The organism is Silvimonas amylolytica (genome assembly GCF_014645555.1).
GTDB lineage: Bacteria > Pseudomonadota > Gammaproteobacteria > Burkholderiales > Chitinibacteraceae > Silvimonas > Silvimonas amylolytica.
Map to the genome: position 1 here is coordinate 1,018,453 of NZ_BMLY01000001.1, position 17,240 is coordinate 1,035,692.

The window sequence follows — 17,240 nt, forward strand, 5'->3', positions numbered from 1 at the left end:
CGTTACGGGTTCGGCCAGTTGACCTCATTGAATGGTACCGGCCGCCCAAACAGGTAGCCCTGGGCGTGGCTGCAACCCATTTCACGCAGGCGTTGCGCCTGGCTTTCGGTTTCGACGCCTTCAGCCACGGCGGTCACCCCAAAGCCGCGTGCCATGTGCAAAATGGCCGCGACCACGGCGGTGTCTTGCGAAGACTCACAGATATTGTCGACAAAGCTCTTGTCGATCTTCAGGCAATCAATCGGCAAAGTCCCCAGATACGACAGCGACGAGTAGCCTGTGCCAAAGTCATCAATCGCGATCTTCACGCCAAGGCCGCGTATCTCACGCAGCCGCTCAACCGTTTGCCCGCCTCGTTCAATCAACACGGATTCGGTCAGTTCCAGAGTCAGGAATTGCGGCGGCAAACCGCTTTCCTGTAGCGCCTGGCGCAAGGTATTGATGAAGTCGGACTGGATTAACTGCCGCGCGGAGACGTTCACATGCAGCTCAAATTGTGGCGACAACCGATCCAGCAGCGCAGCGATATCCCGCGTAGCCGTCCGCAGAACCCAATCGCCCAGAGCCAGAATGAGGTCAGAGTTTTCTGCGATCGGAATGAACATGGCCGGCGGCACCAGCCCCCGCGTCGGGCTTTGCCAGCGTACCAGCGCTTCTACGCCGCTGATCTGGCCATCTGCCATGGAGATCACCGGCTGGTAATGCACCAGGAACTGGTCGTGCTCCAGCGCTTGCCGCAAATCACTGGTCAGGCGTGACAGTTCGCGCAAGCGTTCCAGCATGGCCGGTTCGAACACCACCGAAGACATTCGCGCGCGACGTTTGGCTTCGCCCATGGCCACGCTGGCGTTACGCAGCCATTCCGGCAAGACGTCTGAGGACAACATGCCTTCAACCACACCGACCGAGGCACTGACCATGATTTCATCATCACCCGACACAAAGGGTGCATTAAACAGCGCCAGCACTTGCGCACCGGTTTCGTCCGCCGATTGGGTCGGATCAACACAGATGACGGCGAATTCATCCCCACCAATGCGGGCCAGCAGCGCCAGACACGGCAAATGATTACGCAGACGCTCGGCCACAGCCTGCAGCAAGCGGCTGCTGGTGTCATACCCCAGGTTGTCATTGATTGTGCGAAAACCATCCAGACCGATCAGGCACAAAATGGCCGGGCGCTGTTCTGGCCAGTTCACCTCTTCCAGCAAGCCCTGACGGGTCAACAACTGGGTCAGGCCATCCAGCCGCAATTGATCGCGCATGGTATTGAAGGCCAGATCAACCTGACGCGCCATGGTGTTGAAGGCTTTGACCAGGGTGGATGTCTCGCGGATCGGGCTGCGCGTGTTGATTTTGGTCAGCCAGTCACCCTGTGCCAGGCGGTTGGCCGCCTGCGCAGTGCGGTGGATCGGGCGTGTTACCCAGCCGATCACCCACAAACAGAGCAACAAGCCAGAGATGGCCAGCATGGCCAGCAAGATGGCCGCTTGTCGCGTACTGGCGCGGATATCGCCAACCAGGTCGGAGTCCGGCACCAGCGTGACAATGCGCCAGTGCAGACCACGCTTGTCAAAGAACGGGGTCACGCGGCCGCTATAAGCCCGGCCATCCACCGTGTCATGAAAACTGACGGACTGATCTTGCGGTGTCTTTGATACCCATGCCGCCGCAGCACGCAAGACCGGATCTTCGCTTTGCGCCAGGCTTAAGCGCTCACCGCGCGCGATACCGCCGTGGCCATCAGATAACACCGGGCTTTGGCCGGAATGCGCAATCAGCACACCCTGGCCATCGGTAATAGCCACCGAACCGGAACCGCGTAGCGTTTCATCGCGCAAAAAACGGTTCAAGTCACTGAGTTTGACGTCTGCATCGACCACGCCAAGTAACTGGCCATCCTGCCTGACCGGTGTGGCCGCACTGATCGTGACCTCCGCAAACTCATCATAGTTGGCGTAAATATCAGACCAGCCCGCCTTGCCGGACTTGGCAAACGGGGCGTACCAGGGACGGGTTCGCGGGTCGTAGCCAGCAAAAGTCGCCGTGGTGGCACCGGGCGCGTTATCTTTGTAGATCAACAACTTGCCTTGAGTGGTGCGATCAGACAGCATCAAGTTGTAGTGATTGTCTTTGCGCCGAACCCCCGCAAACTCGCCCAAGGCGCTACCAAAGGACATCACACTGATCTGTGCCTGATCCTGGTAAAGGCCGTGAAATGTACCCACGATGTGGCGATACACCGGTTCCATATTGCCAGGCGTGTAGAGCTTGTAACGCACAATGGCATCGCCCAGTGCTTGCTGCGCGGCGAAGGGGACTTCCAGAAAATTGGCGAGACGATTGTTGGTGGTAACGGTCAACGCATCCAGCAAGCGAATGCTGGTGGTATCGATCAGGCGGGTTGAATTGTCGTGCTGTGTGAGTTCCTGAAAACCCACAGATGCGATCAATATCAATGCAACCGGCAGCGCGATGGCTGCTCTCAGTGGAATCGAAAAGCGACCTGGCTTGTTGCCAGAGCGATCAGGTTGGCGCATAGCCGCTACCGGACTCCGGGGTTGACGAGTAATTTCGTCTCATCATTGAGCATTTCACTACGCTTAGCCAGCACAGTTGCAGAGTGTTGCATGTAAACAGCATGGGACGACAAGGCCGCGAAATCACCGGAATTTACCAAAGGGAACCGCCCTGCCGACAGGGGCCGGGCGCGCCGATGATACCCGGCTGTCATCATCCTGGACAACTTGTCAGCCCAGGCCTGATGCGGCCACGCGACGCCAATTGCGCCATCTTTATCTGCGCAGCTTGTCTTTTCCTGCGCGTCAGCGTCACCTGTTCACGCCAGGATAATCAGCCAGTACGTCTTTTTTTCCCACTCAGGACACCTTATGCCCACCGGCTCTTTACCGCTGACGTCGTGGCCTTGCACCTCTGCAAAGATGCGCAGCAACAGTCATCCTCAAAGGCCCACTTGCGGGATGGATATATTGATCTGCTTGTGTCGGCTTGTGGGCGCACAGGAGCTGGCAGCGGTGCTGGAAGCCCTGCCCGGCAGCAATGAAGACTTCGTGTATTTCTGACGTGAGTGCGGATCAGCCCCGTTCACGCAGCAGATCACGCGGGGAAACACCCAGAATGCGGTTCATCCAGTGCGCCATGTGGCTTTGATGGGCAAAGCCGGAATCAAGCGCGATCTGGCTGGCCGCAAGGCCACTGTTCAACAACAGATGCCGGGCTCGCTCTACCCGGCGCGCCACAATGTAGCGATGCACCGGCTGGCCCAGCGTGGTTTTGAACAGCACTTTGAAATGCGGCACGCTCAAATCAACCAGCGCGGCCAGTTCTGCCAGCGTAAGGCGCTGGTCCAGGTGGCATTCAATGTAATCCACCAACCGGGCCGCCGTACGGGGTGTCAGCGCATAACGCCGGTTCTGCATTGAGGGCACATTCCCCAACAAGCGCACCACCATGGCCGAGCACAAGCTCTCTGCAAACAGCGGGTCAGAGGCCTCGCTGGCTTCCAGTTCAGCCTGCAACGCCCAGGCCAGATGTTGCAGTCGCGGATCACGCAACTGCAACTGCGGGCGCAATTGCCGTTGTGCTGCGGTGAGGGCCAATTGTTCACTCGTCGCCCGCACAAAGTCGTCGCTCATCCACACACGCAAAACAGTGCAATGGGCATCGTCAGTCCAGACGCCATCCACCCCGGCCGGGATGACATCAGCATCGCCGTGCGCCTGGATGCGGGCATGTCGATGGCCGTCACACACACAATTAGCCCTGACCGGCGTTCCGACGTGAATACCAACACGATGCTGCGCTGTACCCGCGATGCGGTGTGTCCCCTGCCCGATACCCACCAGCGCTGCGCCAAAGCCCTGCCAACCCAGGCCTTCACTGCTGCGTAATGGCACAGCAGTCCCTGCAAGAACGGTGATGGGGGGCGTAACAGCGTTCATGAGACATCCTCTTTGTCAGACGGCACGGGTCAAGCCATGCGGCCAGTGTACCGGGCGGTCATCACCGGTCAGCGCAACAACGCGAAACAATCATCCTCTTCTGCGCTGTGTAATCCAGACCCGCGCATCAGTTGCCCGCCCGCGCCTTAGGATGCCTCCAACAGCCCACAGCCAGGAGAGACCCATGTTTGTCATTTTCGGAGCAGCCGGCAACGCCGGCCAGGTCACTGCCCGCACCCTGCGCCAGGCCGGTTTGCCGGTTCGCGCGGTGATTCGCCACCCTTCGCAAGGCGCGGCCCTGATGCAATGGGGTTGCGAAATCACCCTTGCTGATCTCACCGATCCCGTGAGTGTTGCTGCGGCGATCAAAGGCGCTTACGCGGTACAAATGCTCTGCCCACTGGTGCCCAACCACGATCCGCAAGCTGCAACCACCATGCGCCAGATGATTCGTACTGCTGCCACGGCACTCACTCACAACCCGCCAGCGGTGCTGCTGGGCTTATCAGACTACGGCGCAGAACTGGATCACGGCACGGGCATCACCTTGTTGTTTCATGAACTGGAAAAAGCCCTCAAACCTATCCCCACACGACTGACCCTGTTGCGTGCAGCCGAGCACATGCAGAACTGGGCACGCATGTTGCCCGTCGCCACGGCAACCGGAGTACTTCCCAGCTTGCACTCGCCGGTGGATCACCCCTTCCCGACTGTCTCCGCCCAGGATGTCGGGCTAGCTGCAGCCCGCTTGCTGCAGGACGACCATCACGGCAATGCGCCGCGGATCATCAGCATTGAAGGCCCACAACGCGTCAGTGTTCAAGACGTCGCCAATACGCTGGGCCAATTGATGGGTAAACCCGTCAAACCTTATGCCATGCCCCGCGATGACTGGGCTACGCGCCTGATCGAAATCGGCTACAGCGCCAACAACGCACAACTGCTGGTTGATCTGTATGACACCCACAACGCGGGCGGGATTGATGTCGAAGCAGGCACTGAGCGGATTTACGGGCAGAGCAGCTTGCAATCCGTTCTGGCAACCCTGTTGGCTCAGGCCAGTGCGCCAACCCGCTGAAGTGCAGCCATTTACATACAAACATCATCAAACAAAAGACAGTTTAGCGACAGATATATAGAGTTTCCTCCCGCTCGCGGCGCCTTGATTGCGGGCGTACCAACTACAAAAAATACAGAGGAAGCACCATGAAACGAAACACGCTGTTCTGGCGATGCGTGGCGGCACTGCCAGGCTGTCTGCTAGCCAGCCACTGCGCGGCCGATGTCCTGCCAACATCCAGCCCGGAGGCCGAAGGGCTGGATTCGGCCAAGCTGCTCAAGATGCTCGACTACCTGCAAACCAGTGGTTTCAACGTGGATAGCGTGGTGCTGGCCAGGCACGGCAATCTTGTCCTGGAGGCGTACGCCGCCCCCTACCGCAACGGGATTCCCCATCAGATCAACTCTGCCACCAAGAGTTTTGTCTCGACGCTGGCGGGCATGGCCGTTGCCGACGGCAAGCTGAGCCTGGATGACCCCATCGCCAAAGTATTGCCGGAATACGCAAACCTGCCGACTGCGCAAACAGTGACGCTACGGCAACTGCTAGAGATGAACTCTGGCGTGGACTGGAACGAGTGGCCCGGCGGCAGCGACTTTGGCCAGATGCTGGGTAGCAACGAGCCGGTCAAAACCTTTTTGCAGCACCCGGTGAATGCTGAAGAGGTTGGGCACTTCAACTACAACAGTGGCGGCTCGCACGTGGCTGGCGCAATGGTGGCGCGGGCTGAAGGGCAATCGCTGGGCCAGTTTGCCCAGAGCCGGTTATTCGGGCCGCTGGGTTTTACGAACGTGATGTGGCAACAAGATTCAACCGGCACCCAGATCGGTGGACGCGGTTTATACCTGCTGCCAGAAGATTTGCTGAAACTGGGCGAGTTCTATCGTCTGCACGGCAAGTGGAACAACGAGCAGCTCTTGCCTGAAAGCTGGGTCGACTATGTGACCAGCCCGCTTGAACCCATCGCAGCCGGCACCGGCAGTGATCAGTATTACGGCGCGCAATGGTGGGTCAAAAAAGACCGGTCTACCTACGCAGCGGCGGGCTGGGGTGGTCAGTACCTGTTCGTTTTCCCGCAGGAAGACATGACCCTGGCGCTGACCTCTCGCCGGAATGACTATTCGGGTACGGCAGGCGCTCTGCTCGATTCAGGCCCGTTACTGACGTATTTCCTGCACAGCGATCAGGCAAAACTACCGCCGAACCCTGAAGCCGCCAAAGCCTTGCGCGAACGCATTGATGAAATGGGCCGGAATCCGGCGGGTGCCCGCAGCGAATCACCATTGCAAAAACAAATCTCTGGCAAAGCCATCGAGATGAATAATCCACATAGCCAGACTGAACAGTGGCGGCTTGAGTTTGATGGCAATACGGTCGCGGTGACGCAAAGCCCACGCCGCTTCGACATGCCGACGCTGCATTACACGGCGGGGCTGGATGGCGCCTGGCGCACCACAGTGCTGCCCGCCCAAGGGGCACATCTCGCGGCCAGAGCGAGATGGCTGGATGCCAACACCTTTGCGCTCACGATCACAGAGCTTGAGGAGTACTACACCCAGACAATCCTGATGAAGTTCAACGGAAACAAGGTCAAGATCGACGTACCCGGCTGGGATGCAGCAGCCAGCGGCACACTGCGCAAATAAACCGGCAAGCGTAGCCGGGCCAGATCATGCACCAGCGCGTCGCCCGGCTGCGTTTTTGACCGTCACACAAAATTCATCTGCCACTCGGCCAAACCCGCCTGCACTGCACAAAAAGCCATCTATGCTTGCAGGCAAACCTATATCCATTCAGATCGCCCGCGCCCATGTCTCTGATCAGGAGAAACACCATGAGAGCTGTCGCGTTCTGCAACAACGACATTGTCTGGCTAGCCTGGCGGTACGATCAAAAAATTCCCGGTTGCCTGGGCTTTGCCATTTACCGGATTGATGTTGCCACCGGCCAGCAAACGCCGCTCCCTGCCATGGCCACCTTTAATGGCCAGGACGCCACCAAAGATCGCACCACGCTGGATGATCCAGTCCAGAAATTTTCCTGGAAAGACGTTTACGCCACTGCGGCAGGCCGGGGCAAAGCCTGGCAGTACAAGATCGTGCCCATGGGCGGCCAGCCTGGTGCACTGCAGCCGCTGCCCGACGCCCACTTTCCCGCCCTGACCACCAATACTGTCACTCTCTCCGCCGACTACGGTCAGGTTTCGGTGTACTTCAACCGGGGCATCCTGGCGACGCAATCCACTGCAGACAAACTGGGTGCCACGGCAGACACCGCACCATCACTCGTGGCGCTGACCAAAGCCCTTTATACAATTGATGACCCGCTACGCAATGATCTGGCCGGGCAAATGATTGAGGCCCTGACCGTACTGCCTGATGCCGCACAGCAAGGCAATCGCAGTCTTTACTGCGCGTTTTATGAGTTCGACGACCCGCAAGTGATTGGAGAACTGAAAAAGCTGGGCAGCAAGCTCCATCTGGTGCTCTCCAACATGCCGGACAAGGACTCTAACGATACCTACGCCCCACAGCGGCAAGAGATCAAAGACGCCGGTGCCCAGGTGCGGGATCGCTTCATGAAGTCCAACCACATTGGCCACAACAAATTCCAGGTGCTGCTGGAAGACACCACGCCCACGCATGCGCTGTTTGGCTCGACCAATGTCACCGCCCACGGCCTGTGTGCGCAGACCAACAACACCGTGATCATCCACCACCCGGATGTTGCCAGGGCCTACAAGAACTACTGGGATCAGTTGTACGGCGACACCCTGACCGAAGGCACAGTCACGGCCCAACAAGCACCGGCGCTACGCCAATGGTGCCAGCAACAAGGCTCGGCATCGCACGGTCAGCCCATCGGACTGGATAAAGGCAGTCTGGAGGTCTGGTTCTCCCCCAACACACCCCATGCCCGCGCCAGCAGCCCGGGGCCAGATGAAGTGCGCCCGCCGGACCTGGATATCGTGTTCAAGCTGATCAGTGAGGCGACGCAAGCGGTGTTGTTCCTGGTGTTTGAACCTGGCTATCCCAGCATCGTCGATGCGGTTGGCGCTGCGCTCAAAGCCAACCCGGCACTGTTTGTGCGCGGTGCGGTCACTGATCCGTACGCGGCAGCCCAGTTCAAACAGGACGTCACCGGCGATGGCCAGAAAGTGGTGCGGCTGAAAAACAGCGACACCCCGCCCGATGAAGACTTTCGCGTCATTCATACCCGCGGCGTCAATAAAGCCGACAAATTCGGGCAGTGGGCGCAAGAACTGAATCAGGCAGGCCACGCCGTAGTGCATGACAAGATCGTGGTCATCGACCCCTTTTCAGATAACTGCGTCGTGATTACCGGCAGCCATAACTGCGGCTACAAGGCGTCTTACGACAACGATGAAAACCTGAATATCATCCGAGGGCATCGAGAAGCCGCACAGGCCTTTGCCGTGCATTGTCTGGATGTCTACGACCACTATTCCTGGCGCTACTGGCTGGAAAAAGATCCGGCCAATGCCTGGCATTTTCTGGCCGCCAACGCAGACTGGCAGGATAACTACGTCAGTGCAGACAAGATCAAATCAGCCGAACTGAAATTCTGGCTGGGCGAGCAATAAACCAGAACGGAGACGGACATGAGCAACGGACATGGCAAACCACGGCTTGAATATTGCATGATCAAGGGCTGGCTGATCCAGGCTGCACCGTATTTCACGCGTTATAACGCCAATCCGCATTACATCATTACCGTGGATAACGGCGGCAAACAATTCAATATCGTCGTCAATTCAGCCTCGCAAGTACCGGCCGGCGACAATCACGATACGCGCGTGTTGTCGTATATCGATCTGCACTTCAGCGATCCGGTTGTCGACAAACTCAAAGCTTTGCAACCAGGCCTATACACGGATGGTTTTCCACGCCTGGACTACTGGCAGGATAAAAGCCTGCTGGATATATCCCGTTTTCGGCCTGTGCCGTATGAGGATAACGATGGCAATCACTTTGACATCAATGACCAGATTGACCAATTGCTCAGCATTGATGAGAAAAACACAGCCTCTTTTCCCTATCCGTTTAATAACGGCCATACCACGCAAGAACGGGATTTCTGGAAACCCACCGACGCCAGCGTCATGGTTTACGGATTCGGTTTTTTATTTCAGCCCGCAGAAGACGGGCTGCACGAGACCCATATGAACCAGGGCAACCCGCGCGATGGCGGGCATGCCGGTGAAAACGGCGCATTTCAGGATGGCGCAGTGATAGTGCAGCGTGGCGATGGCTTCACGGCCATTTTCACGGCGTTCCAGTCCCAATATCTGCCAACGCTGGCCAATGGCGATCCCGCAGATAACGCCCGGCCCATTGACACTTTTCTGAGTAGCCAGCAGTAGAACGCCAGCTGATCCGGCTTGATCAGCTGGCGTCGTTGCTGCTGAGTACAGAGGTCAGCAACACCAGGTTATGTACCTTGATCAGGTTGGGGTCGGTATCGCCCAGGTTCCTGCTTTGGTCTGGTGTGCCATCCAGCGGCACCTGGTTCAGCAGATTGAGCAGATCCAGCGTGCGCGCCTGATGTCCAGGCACGGTATGGTCATCGGTGATCTTGTTTTTGACCACTTTGATCTCATGCAGGTTTTGATCGGCCGACTGAGTGAGCGTGGCATTGGTCAGCAGGCCGTTCTGCATGGCGACATCAGCGCGGCTTTGCGCATCGTCGTTGACTACGTCGTAGTAGTAATTCTGTGAATCAGGATCGGTCGACAGTTGTAACGGCTGCCCCGGCTTGAGCGGGCGGTGATAGGCCGCGGTCAAATGCATTTTCTGGGTTTGCGTGATGGTGTGATCATCCGCCGTGCTGCCCTTGAAGGTCGTGCTTTGTGAAGCCGTCCATTCAAATTTATCCACTTCGCCGGGGCGCAACGGATTGGGGTGCGTGGGCGTGTCGGTGATTGATCCGGAATAATCAGCCAGCCCGGTCAGCATGGCGTGCTCCCGATCATTAAGCGGCAGATTCATCACTGCCGAATCCAGCGTGCCGGCCTTGCCATTGAAGGTGGTGAATGCGTCCTTGAACATGCTGACCAGCGTGGGGTTGCCATGGCCGCGGCGGGCTGCGTTATCCAGTTGTTCAATCAGATTGGCGACTGCGGCAGCACGCTGGCCGGCAGAGCCCTGAATCGCCGGGTTACCGGTGCTCACGCTCAACTGCATCTTGCCTTCGGGCAAGCTCACCTTGACCGCACTGTTTTGCTTGTCCAGATGCACATCGGCGCTGCTGGGCACTACCGCACCATTATTCAGGCTGGATTGCAGATCCACCGAACTGAGTTGTCGCGTATCAAATCCGGCCAGACCAGTCAGGTTGAGTTTGGGCGGGACCTGAGTCAGCCCGTCGAGTGCGCTCTGGAAACCATCGGCCAGGTTGGCAATCGCGCCACGCTCTTCATCCGTCAGCGTGCTATCACTCTGCACCTTGATGTCCATGCCATTTGCAAGGCTCGTGATGCTCAGCGTGACCAGTGCGCCGCTACGGGTTTTGATGCGCAGGGATACATCACCGTGCATGTTGGCCGGTGCGGTGGATGGCCCACTGGCGCCCTGCACTTGCACGCTCTGGCTGTAATTGCTGCTGCCCTTGTTGAAATTGTCCAGCAAGGCTGCCCCCAAACCGCTGAAGCGCTCACTGAGCGTGTTGGCGCGAAATTGATGCGCCATCATCACCGAAATCGGGTCTTGTACATTATTGCGCCAAACCAGCTGACCTCCACCCGCCAGGGTGCCTTGTGCGGAATAGGTTTGCGCACTGGCACTCGTGCTGGCAGCGCTCAGATTCACCACGACAGAGGGTTGTATCGAAGCGGGTAGCGTTGTGTCTGCATCATGGCGCACCGCACTGGCCAGCCCGGTGTGATCGGGCAGGATGCTGGCGGAAACGGAAGCAATCACGGTCATGGGCAGAATCCGCAAAGGGGGACGGGCACAGGAAACAACGGGCATGTTTGATACACGCAGATACATCCGGCATACAGGCTATCGGCAAAGGCCGGGCTTTCTTGAAACAGGCGGATGCCAACGCAGTCAGAGGTGTAATAGTCGACATGACAAAAGGGTTGAATAATCAAGAGCATGCACCTTAATATGGCGCCTCTGCCGTTTACCCTGCCTTGCCGCTTCATGTCTCATCTGGTTGATTACATCAACGCCATGCATGGCGCACGATCCAGCGCGAAGATCGTTCATACCGAAACCACCATGGAAAGCTGGATGGATGACGGGTATGAAGTCACCCGCCAGGATGTGACCTGCACGTTTGATAACGGCGCGGTGGTTCGCCGCCTGCTGGAGCAAGACCAGTTCCCTGCAGATCTGGCCTGTGCCGAATGCTGGATCAACTACGAAGTACTACAGCAACCGGCGAGTCATACCGCCGTATCACCGGTACGTATCAGTTTTGACAATGCATGCCGCGAGCAATTCTGGCGACGCTATTTCAGTGCCTGATCTGGCTAGCCATGGTCTGATGGAATGTGTTGCGACACGTTGTGTACAATTTATCTGATCGCATTCTTGTTTTGTGCGCTTTAATGAATTTTATTATCCAGTTCAATTGTCGCTTACCATCTGTCCGAAGCTGAAATAAATAAAAGCAATATAAAAAAATGAAAATTTAACCATTTGCTTAATTCATGAATAGTTAGCTAGATGGTATATGCTTACCTTCATTTTAAACACTGATAAAAACGGCCAGTTTCAGCCCCAATTCTCCCATTTCCGATAATCGGCTCCGTAATAATTTCAATTCACTCCTTCTGTCGGAATGTTCTGACACTGCCATAGCAAATGCGCTGACAAGCACCTATCACATGGCTATTGCGCAATAACCGCTTCAGAACAATCAAAGCCAAGACCGTTCCGTCATTCAGTCCCCAGCAGACGGCCCAACCCCGCAAAAACACCCCTTTAGCAACGGAACAAGGGGAAGTCGGCGTTTTCGCCATATTGATTGCGAAGGAATGAGCCATGCCTGAACTGAAAAGTCTGACAACCGCGGCTGAATTGCCTGTGGGTTTTCGCTTCAATGAAGTCTCGGCAATCCTGCCCAGAATCAGAAATCTGCCCGTTAATTTAACGCCTTCTCTAGGCCCGTTAGCGGCATTTACCGGCACCTGGACCGGCTCCGGTTTCAATACGATTTTCCGGCCACAAAATGCCAAAACACCCACGCAGTTACCGGTCATGCAGCCCGGTAGTGACAACATTCTTGAACTCAATCTCACTTCTGAAACACTGTCGTTCTCGCCGGCACTCGGTTCCGTGCCCAACCGGGGTATGGTGCAGGGAGATATGTTCCTGAATGGCGTGCCGTATCTGCAAAGTATCAACGATGTGACGATCGCCAATACCAGTACCGGGATTCACCTGGAACCTGGTTTATGGCTGGCCATACCCGCCACGGATGACCCGAAAGAAGGTTTCACGGTGGCCCGGATGGCTTCAATCCCGCACGGCACGACCATTGTGGCGCAGGGTTTCTCCACCACACTGAACGGCAAACCAGCCATCCCGACGGTCGACATCACGCCATTCTCGGCCGGCAACCCCGCGCAGAAAATCCCGTTTGACAGCCAGAAGGCCGCCACACAGGGTACACCGCGTATTCCGCAGGATCTGACCTCCTGGATCAGTGCCGGCACCATCACCCAGGCCATGCTGGATGACCCCAATACGTTGCTTCGCGAACACATTGCCAATCAGAACATTGTGTCGACAACGGTGATCAATATCTCGACGTCGCCGGCCAATCCTTTGTTTGGTGGTGGCACAGACAATATTGCCTTTCTGTTGGGTGCGCCCAGCGCCCTGACCAACCCCAACCCCGCAGTGCAAAACGCGCAAACCGTGCAGATGACTGCCACATTCTGGATAGAAACGATCGAAGTCCTGCTGCATGTGCCAATTTTCACTCCCGGCCAGCCGGCGCTCACCCTGCATCCGGACACGCCTGCCCACCCCGGCCAACCCATGCCGGCCTTTACTGTGACGCCACCGCATGCCATTACCGCGCCCATCACATTGAAGTTCCACACAACGCAGATCCAGTACAGCCAGACCGTGTTTCTGAACTTCAACGGACTCACCTGGCCACATGTGTCTGTGGGGACGCTGGTGCCGCACGCAGCCGTGCCGGTGCCGCCGTCGGCCTGGACCTCCTGAGTGATCGCGGGTCATGCTGGCTGGCATTCACCACCAGCTTGACCCGCTTTTTCCGGGTTGAATCAGCGTGGTTCGCATCATGTCCAGCGCATCTGCCAGAGATGGATTCGGCAAGGGCCGTCGCCCTTCTCCACTGACTGAATCCCACTTGCGCGCGAGCCAGCGCGCCGTATTGCTGACCAGTGTCATGGTGCTGGTCAACGTATGCGGCGGCATCTTCATCACCCTGACCGATGTCCCGCCAGGCATTCTGTGCATGGTGATCGTGCTCGGCGCATTTTCAACGGTGTTGTGTGGCACGCCCTTGATCATGTTTCTCAGCCAGGGCTGGTTTACCCGTTACAGCGAATTTCTCAACAGTCTGAAAGGCGGTGCACTGGCGGCCTATTTGCAGCGTTTCTGGTCGCCAAGATTGATTCACGCGCTGGAAGACGCCGAGATACTCAAGCCTGGGGCGCCAAGGGACGACTGGCGCAGGCTGTCTGAATCCACCCCCGAACTCTGCGACCGGTTATTTGCACGCATCTATCACGAGCAATACGGCCTGCTGCCGTTTATGGTGCCATTCGTGATTTTACTGATCGTGGCATGGGCCAGTTCAGCGGTGGTTGCGACCAACTATCTCCTGGCCCAATGTCCGGAACCACGCACCATGCAGGTGGTGTGCGTTTATCAGTTACCTCAGGCACTCCTGGTGGCGTCGCTCTCTGGCGCATTCATGTTTGTGGTCAGTGATTCGGTCCTGAGTATTCGCCGCCGATGCCTGAATATTTCTGACGTGTATTGGTACTCGTTACGGCTGTTTCTGGCGGTTCCCATCGCCTTGGTCATTGAGAACATCAAGGTCGATAACGGGATGCATGTCCTGACGGCCTTCGCCCTGGGTACGTTTCCGGTCGATGTATTGCTCAAGCAATTTCGCCGGTTTGGCTTCCCGCAGTTGGGCGATCAGGAAAGACGCGAAAACGCCCCGGACAAACTGCTGGTGCTGGAAGGCGTCACGCTGCCAGTGGTCGCCACGCTGGAAGCTGAGGGCATCAATTCAATCGAACAAGTCGCCACGGCAGACCCGGTATTGCTCTCGATCAGAACCGGTTTTCCCTTCCGCTTCACTTTGCGCCTGGGGTCACAAGCCATCGTGCGACGCCATTTTGGCGAGAACGCTACCACGCTGTTACCCATCGGGCTAGGAGATGTGGTGCCGGTTTATCTGCTGGTCCAGGCCATGGACCAACGCCCGGACATGGTCACGGACTCTCAACTACCGCGGGTAGAACAGCCTGAACTGGTGGTCCACAATGCCGCGACGCGGTTGTTTGCGCAGGACGACAATGAGGAGCGCATTGCCATCGTCAAAACCCAGTTCCGGCAGATCGCGGCTGAGGAATACACCATCATGCTGGCACGCATATCCCCTCCGGATACCGGCCTGTAAAGCAGCAACGGCGCTGACCGTGGTCTAAGCTCAAACCCGGTGCTACCCGCGCCTTCCCGCCTGACCGCCACCCTGGAGACCCCATGCGCCTGCCCGCCCCTGCCCCCGTTTTGCGCCGAGTTCTGAGCACCCTTTGCGCCACGCTGCTGGCTTTGCCCATCGGCACCGTGGATGCCTGCACCCGCGTGCTGTATGTCGGCGCAGATCATCAGGTCATTACGGGTCGCAATATGGATTGGTCGGAAGACATGCGCTCCAACGTCTGGGTGTTCCCCGCCGGCATGCAGCGGGATGGCCGGGCCGGCCCGCGTACACCGCACTGGACCTCCAGATATGGCAGCGTAATCGTGTCAGGTTATGAGATCGGCAGCGTGGATGGCATGAACGAGCGTGGCCTTGTGGCCAATGCGCTTTATCTGTCCGAAACCGATTACGGCAAACCGGACCCAGCCCGCGTACCGATGTCCATCAGCCTGTGGGCGCAATACGCGCTGGATAACTTCGCCACCGTTGATGAAGCGGTGGCAGTACTGGAAAAAGAACCTTTCCAGATCATCGCCCCACCCCTGCCCAACGGCAAACCGCTGACAATCCACCTGTCACTGTCTGATGCCAGCGGGGACTCCGCCATTCTGGAATACCTGGACGGCAAGCTGGTCATCCACCACGGCAAGCCATACAAGATCATGACGAACTCACCCATTTACAGCGAACAACTGGCGCTGGACACCTACTGGCGCGGCGTGGGCGGCCTGACATTCTTGCCTGGCACCAACCGTGCTGCTGACCGCTTTGTGCGGGCATCCTTCCTGCTGGATGCTATTCCCAAACAGATCGACCCCAACTACATCGTCGGCGTACCGCAGCAGTCTTATGCCTACCAGTCCGTCGCCAGCGTGATGAGCGTAATGCGTTCCGTCAGCGTGCCCCTGGGCATCTCGACACCCGATCAGCCCAACCTCTCATCGACCATCTGGCGCACGGTGGCTGACCAGAAAAACCTGGTTTACTACTTTGACTCTGCCACCCGCCCGGACACCTTCTGGGTAGACATGCACAAACTCTACCTCAAACCCGGCGCCCCGGTACGCAAGTTGATCATCGACGCCGGCCAAGTATTCTCTGGCGAGACCTCTGGACAGTTTGTGACTGCCAAACCATTTGAGTTCATGCCAGCGAGAGTGGGGTGAAGGGGATGGCACGACGCTGGTCCGCAATAAGCAGCTCATTGGGTGAAATCCATAAAAGGCATCATGGATTTCACCCGGCCAGAGGATCAAATGAGTCGGCAAAAAAACCGGAGCCTGTTCAGCGGCAGCTCAGCCATGCAAAGAACCGTACCTTGTGGCGCCTCCGGGAGCGGGCTTGGACAACCCTTCCTGACAAGCCATGATCCCGGCCGGGAAATAGCCTGCTCCGGCGATGCATTCTGTAGAAAGGTCAAGCATTCATGTATAGAAAATAATTCTTATTGAGAGAAAAACAAACGCCGGTATAAATATAAAAAATCCATATCTGCAAAACTTGCAGATGTAATGCAAATCACTCGATACCTCTTCCTTGTATTTTCCGGTAAAAATCACCTTATAGAAAAAGGAATTATTGTTCTGAAATGCCTCAAACATTGAGACTCTTCTGGTTTCCTTCATAACATAAGCAACGGCAATCGTATGGATTGCCCCATAAAAAAACAGTATGTAAAAAATTGAAATATTGAAATCCATGACTTGAATCCTTTGTACAAATACCGGGTGAAGCTATACGTATACTTGTCCAGCACCGATTGGGCGTTCGGCATTATCTTGCTGCCGATATCCTTCCTGGTAGGTGTCTCCTGCACGTACCATGATTTACACTCATGTCGGGTGACGCTTGCTATTCAACAGTGAAATCCATTCCGAAGCGTCTCCCGCCCCGATCAAGAACTCATGATCATTCCAGCAAAAAAGATAATCACAACTTTCATTTGTGACATAAAAAACAAAATTAAACAATTCCAGAACTACCGCTGATATATCCCTCAGATCACCCATCCGAAAAGCACTTTCATCAGCATCTTTCTCAAAAAAGATAATAGCTTCTCCCGAAGGAAGAAATTTCAATAAATCTTTCCCGCCGGGACAATGCCTTGAATTTTGGGGCACCACTATTCTCTGCCAAAGGGATGCCAGACCTTTTCTAGCGTACTTCTCTTCGACCCTATTTCTTATTCTTTCTACCTCGTCGATGGGCAACTCCAGAACAGCCAAATTCTGACGAATCGACTCCTGCAAAAAATCATCCGCAATGTAACGCATTTTATGTCACCGAACTGGTCGATTTACAGAAATACAGAAACGTCATCCAGAACAACATGCCCGACGGTGTTGTTTTCCCGGTTGTTTGAAAGCCCACATGCGCAACGCCTGGTCCATTTTGCTCATGCGCCTGATCTACGCTGACTTCAGCCCCACTATTTGACCTGGACCATACCCGATACTCCGCGGGAAAATTTTTGCCTTTCTCGTCAACGCCCCATTTTGTCAACGTGAACTCGACTTTGCCAACGCCAATAAGAGCAAAGGCTGGCTACCGGT

13 protein-coding genes are annotated in these 17,240 nt (G+C 56.5%); 8 read left to right on the plus strand and 5 right to left on the minus strand.

The window, feature by feature from the left end:
• Window positions 1-2: 2 nt before the first annotated feature.
• Together IEX44_RS04455 and IEX44_RS04460 are read right to left on the minus strand one after the other, a co-directional pair.
• The gene (locus IEX44_RS04455) at window positions 3-2,540 is read right to left on the minus strand and encodes a bifunctional diguanylate cyclase/phosphodiesterase (protein ID WP_188689355.1); all 2,538 of its coding nucleotides are present in this window, start codon (window positions 2,538-2,540) and stop codon (window positions 3-5) included.
• 555 nt (window positions 2,541-3,095) lie between these two features.
• Window positions 3,096-3,962 (minus strand): helix-turn-helix domain-containing protein, encoded by an 867-nt coding sequence (locus tag IEX44_RS04460; RefSeq protein WP_188689357.1) that lies wholly within the window; start codon window positions 3,960-3,962, stop codon window positions 3,096-3,098.
• A 184-nt stretch (window positions 3,963-4,146) separates the two neighbouring features.
• On the opposite strand from IEX44_RS04460, the gene IEX44_RS04465 reads away from it, so the two are divergent.
• The 4 genes from IEX44_RS04465 (at window position 4,147) to IEX44_RS04480 (ending at window position 9,406) form a co-directional block, all read left to right on the plus strand.
• Window positions 4,147-5,040 carry an NmrA family NAD(P)-binding protein gene (locus IEX44_RS04465; protein WP_188689360.1) on the plus strand — a complete coding sequence of 298 codons (894 nt, stop codon included), beginning with the start codon at window positions 4,147-4,149 and terminating at the stop codon, window positions 5,038-5,040.
• Window positions 5,041-5,168: 128 nt separating this feature from the next.
• A complete protein-coding gene (locus IEX44_RS04470) occupies window positions 5,169-6,668 on the plus strand; it encodes a serine hydrolase domain-containing protein (RefSeq protein ID WP_188689362.1) in 1,500 nt (499 codons plus the stop codon).
• 188 nt (window positions 6,669-6,856) lie between these two features.
• The gene (locus tag IEX44_RS04475; RefSeq protein ID WP_188689364.1) at window positions 6,857-8,626 is read left to right on the plus strand and encodes a phospholipase D-like domain-containing protein; all 1,770 of its coding nucleotides are present in this window, start codon (window positions 6,857-6,859) and stop codon (window positions 8,624-8,626) included.
• A gap of 18 nt (window positions 8,627-8,644) precedes the next feature.
• Complete coding sequence (locus IEX44_RS04480; protein ID WP_229678748.1) at window positions 8,645-9,406, plus strand: DUF2278 family protein; 762 nt, start codon at window positions 8,645-8,647, stop codon at window positions 9,404-9,406.
• 22 nt (window positions 9,407-9,428) lie between these two features.
• Here the strand turns inward: IEX44_RS04480 and IEX44_RS04485 are convergent, their stop codons facing one another.
• Window positions 9,429-10,967 (minus strand): hypothetical protein, encoded by a 1,539-nt coding sequence (locus IEX44_RS04485; protein WP_188689366.1) that lies wholly within the window; start codon window positions 10,965-10,967, stop codon window positions 9,429-9,431.
• A gap of 222 nt (window positions 10,968-11,189) precedes the next feature.
• Here IEX44_RS04485 and IEX44_RS04490 point away from each other — a divergent pair, with 222 nt between their 5' ends.
• The 4 genes from IEX44_RS04490 (at window position 11,190) to IEX44_RS04505 (ending at window position 15,854) form a co-directional block, all read left to right on the plus strand.
• The gene (locus IEX44_RS04490) at window positions 11,190-11,516 is read left to right on the plus strand and encodes a hypothetical protein (RefSeq protein WP_188689368.1); all 327 of its coding nucleotides are present in this window, start codon (window positions 11,190-11,192) and stop codon (window positions 11,514-11,516) included.
• 519 nt (window positions 11,517-12,035) lie between these two features.
• A complete protein-coding gene (locus IEX44_RS04495; RefSeq protein ID WP_188689369.1) occupies window positions 12,036-13,229 on the plus strand; it encodes a heme-binding protein in 1,194 nt (397 codons plus the stop codon).
• Window positions 13,230-13,308: 79 nt separating this feature from the next.
• On the plus strand, window positions 13,309-14,664 hold the full coding sequence (locus IEX44_RS04500) for a hypothetical protein (protein ID WP_188689371.1): 1,356 nt from the start codon (window positions 13,309-13,311) through the stop codon (window positions 14,662-14,664).
• Window positions 14,665-14,747: 83 nt separating this feature from the next.
• Window positions 14,748-15,854 carry a linear amide C-N hydrolase gene (locus IEX44_RS04505; RefSeq protein WP_188689373.1) on the plus strand — a complete coding sequence of 369 codons (1,107 nt, stop codon included), beginning with the start codon at window positions 14,748-14,750 and terminating at the stop codon, window positions 15,852-15,854.
• Window positions 15,855-16,520: 666 nt separating this feature from the next.
• On the opposite strand, the gene IEX44_RS04510 is transcribed toward IEX44_RS04505, so the two are convergent.
• Window positions 16,521-16,961 carry a hypothetical protein gene (locus tag IEX44_RS04510; RefSeq protein WP_188689376.1) on the minus strand — a complete coding sequence of 147 codons (441 nt, stop codon included), beginning with the start codon at window positions 16,959-16,961 and terminating at the stop codon, window positions 16,521-16,523.
• A 1-nt stretch (window position 16,962) separates the two neighbouring features.
• Window positions 16,963-17,190, minus strand: a complete 228-nt coding sequence (locus IEX44_RS21290; RefSeq protein ID WP_373287761.1) for a polymorphic toxin type 47 domain-containing protein — start codon at window positions 17,188-17,190, stop codon at window positions 16,963-16,965.
• Between the last annotated feature and the right edge of the window lie 50 nt (window positions 17,191-17,240).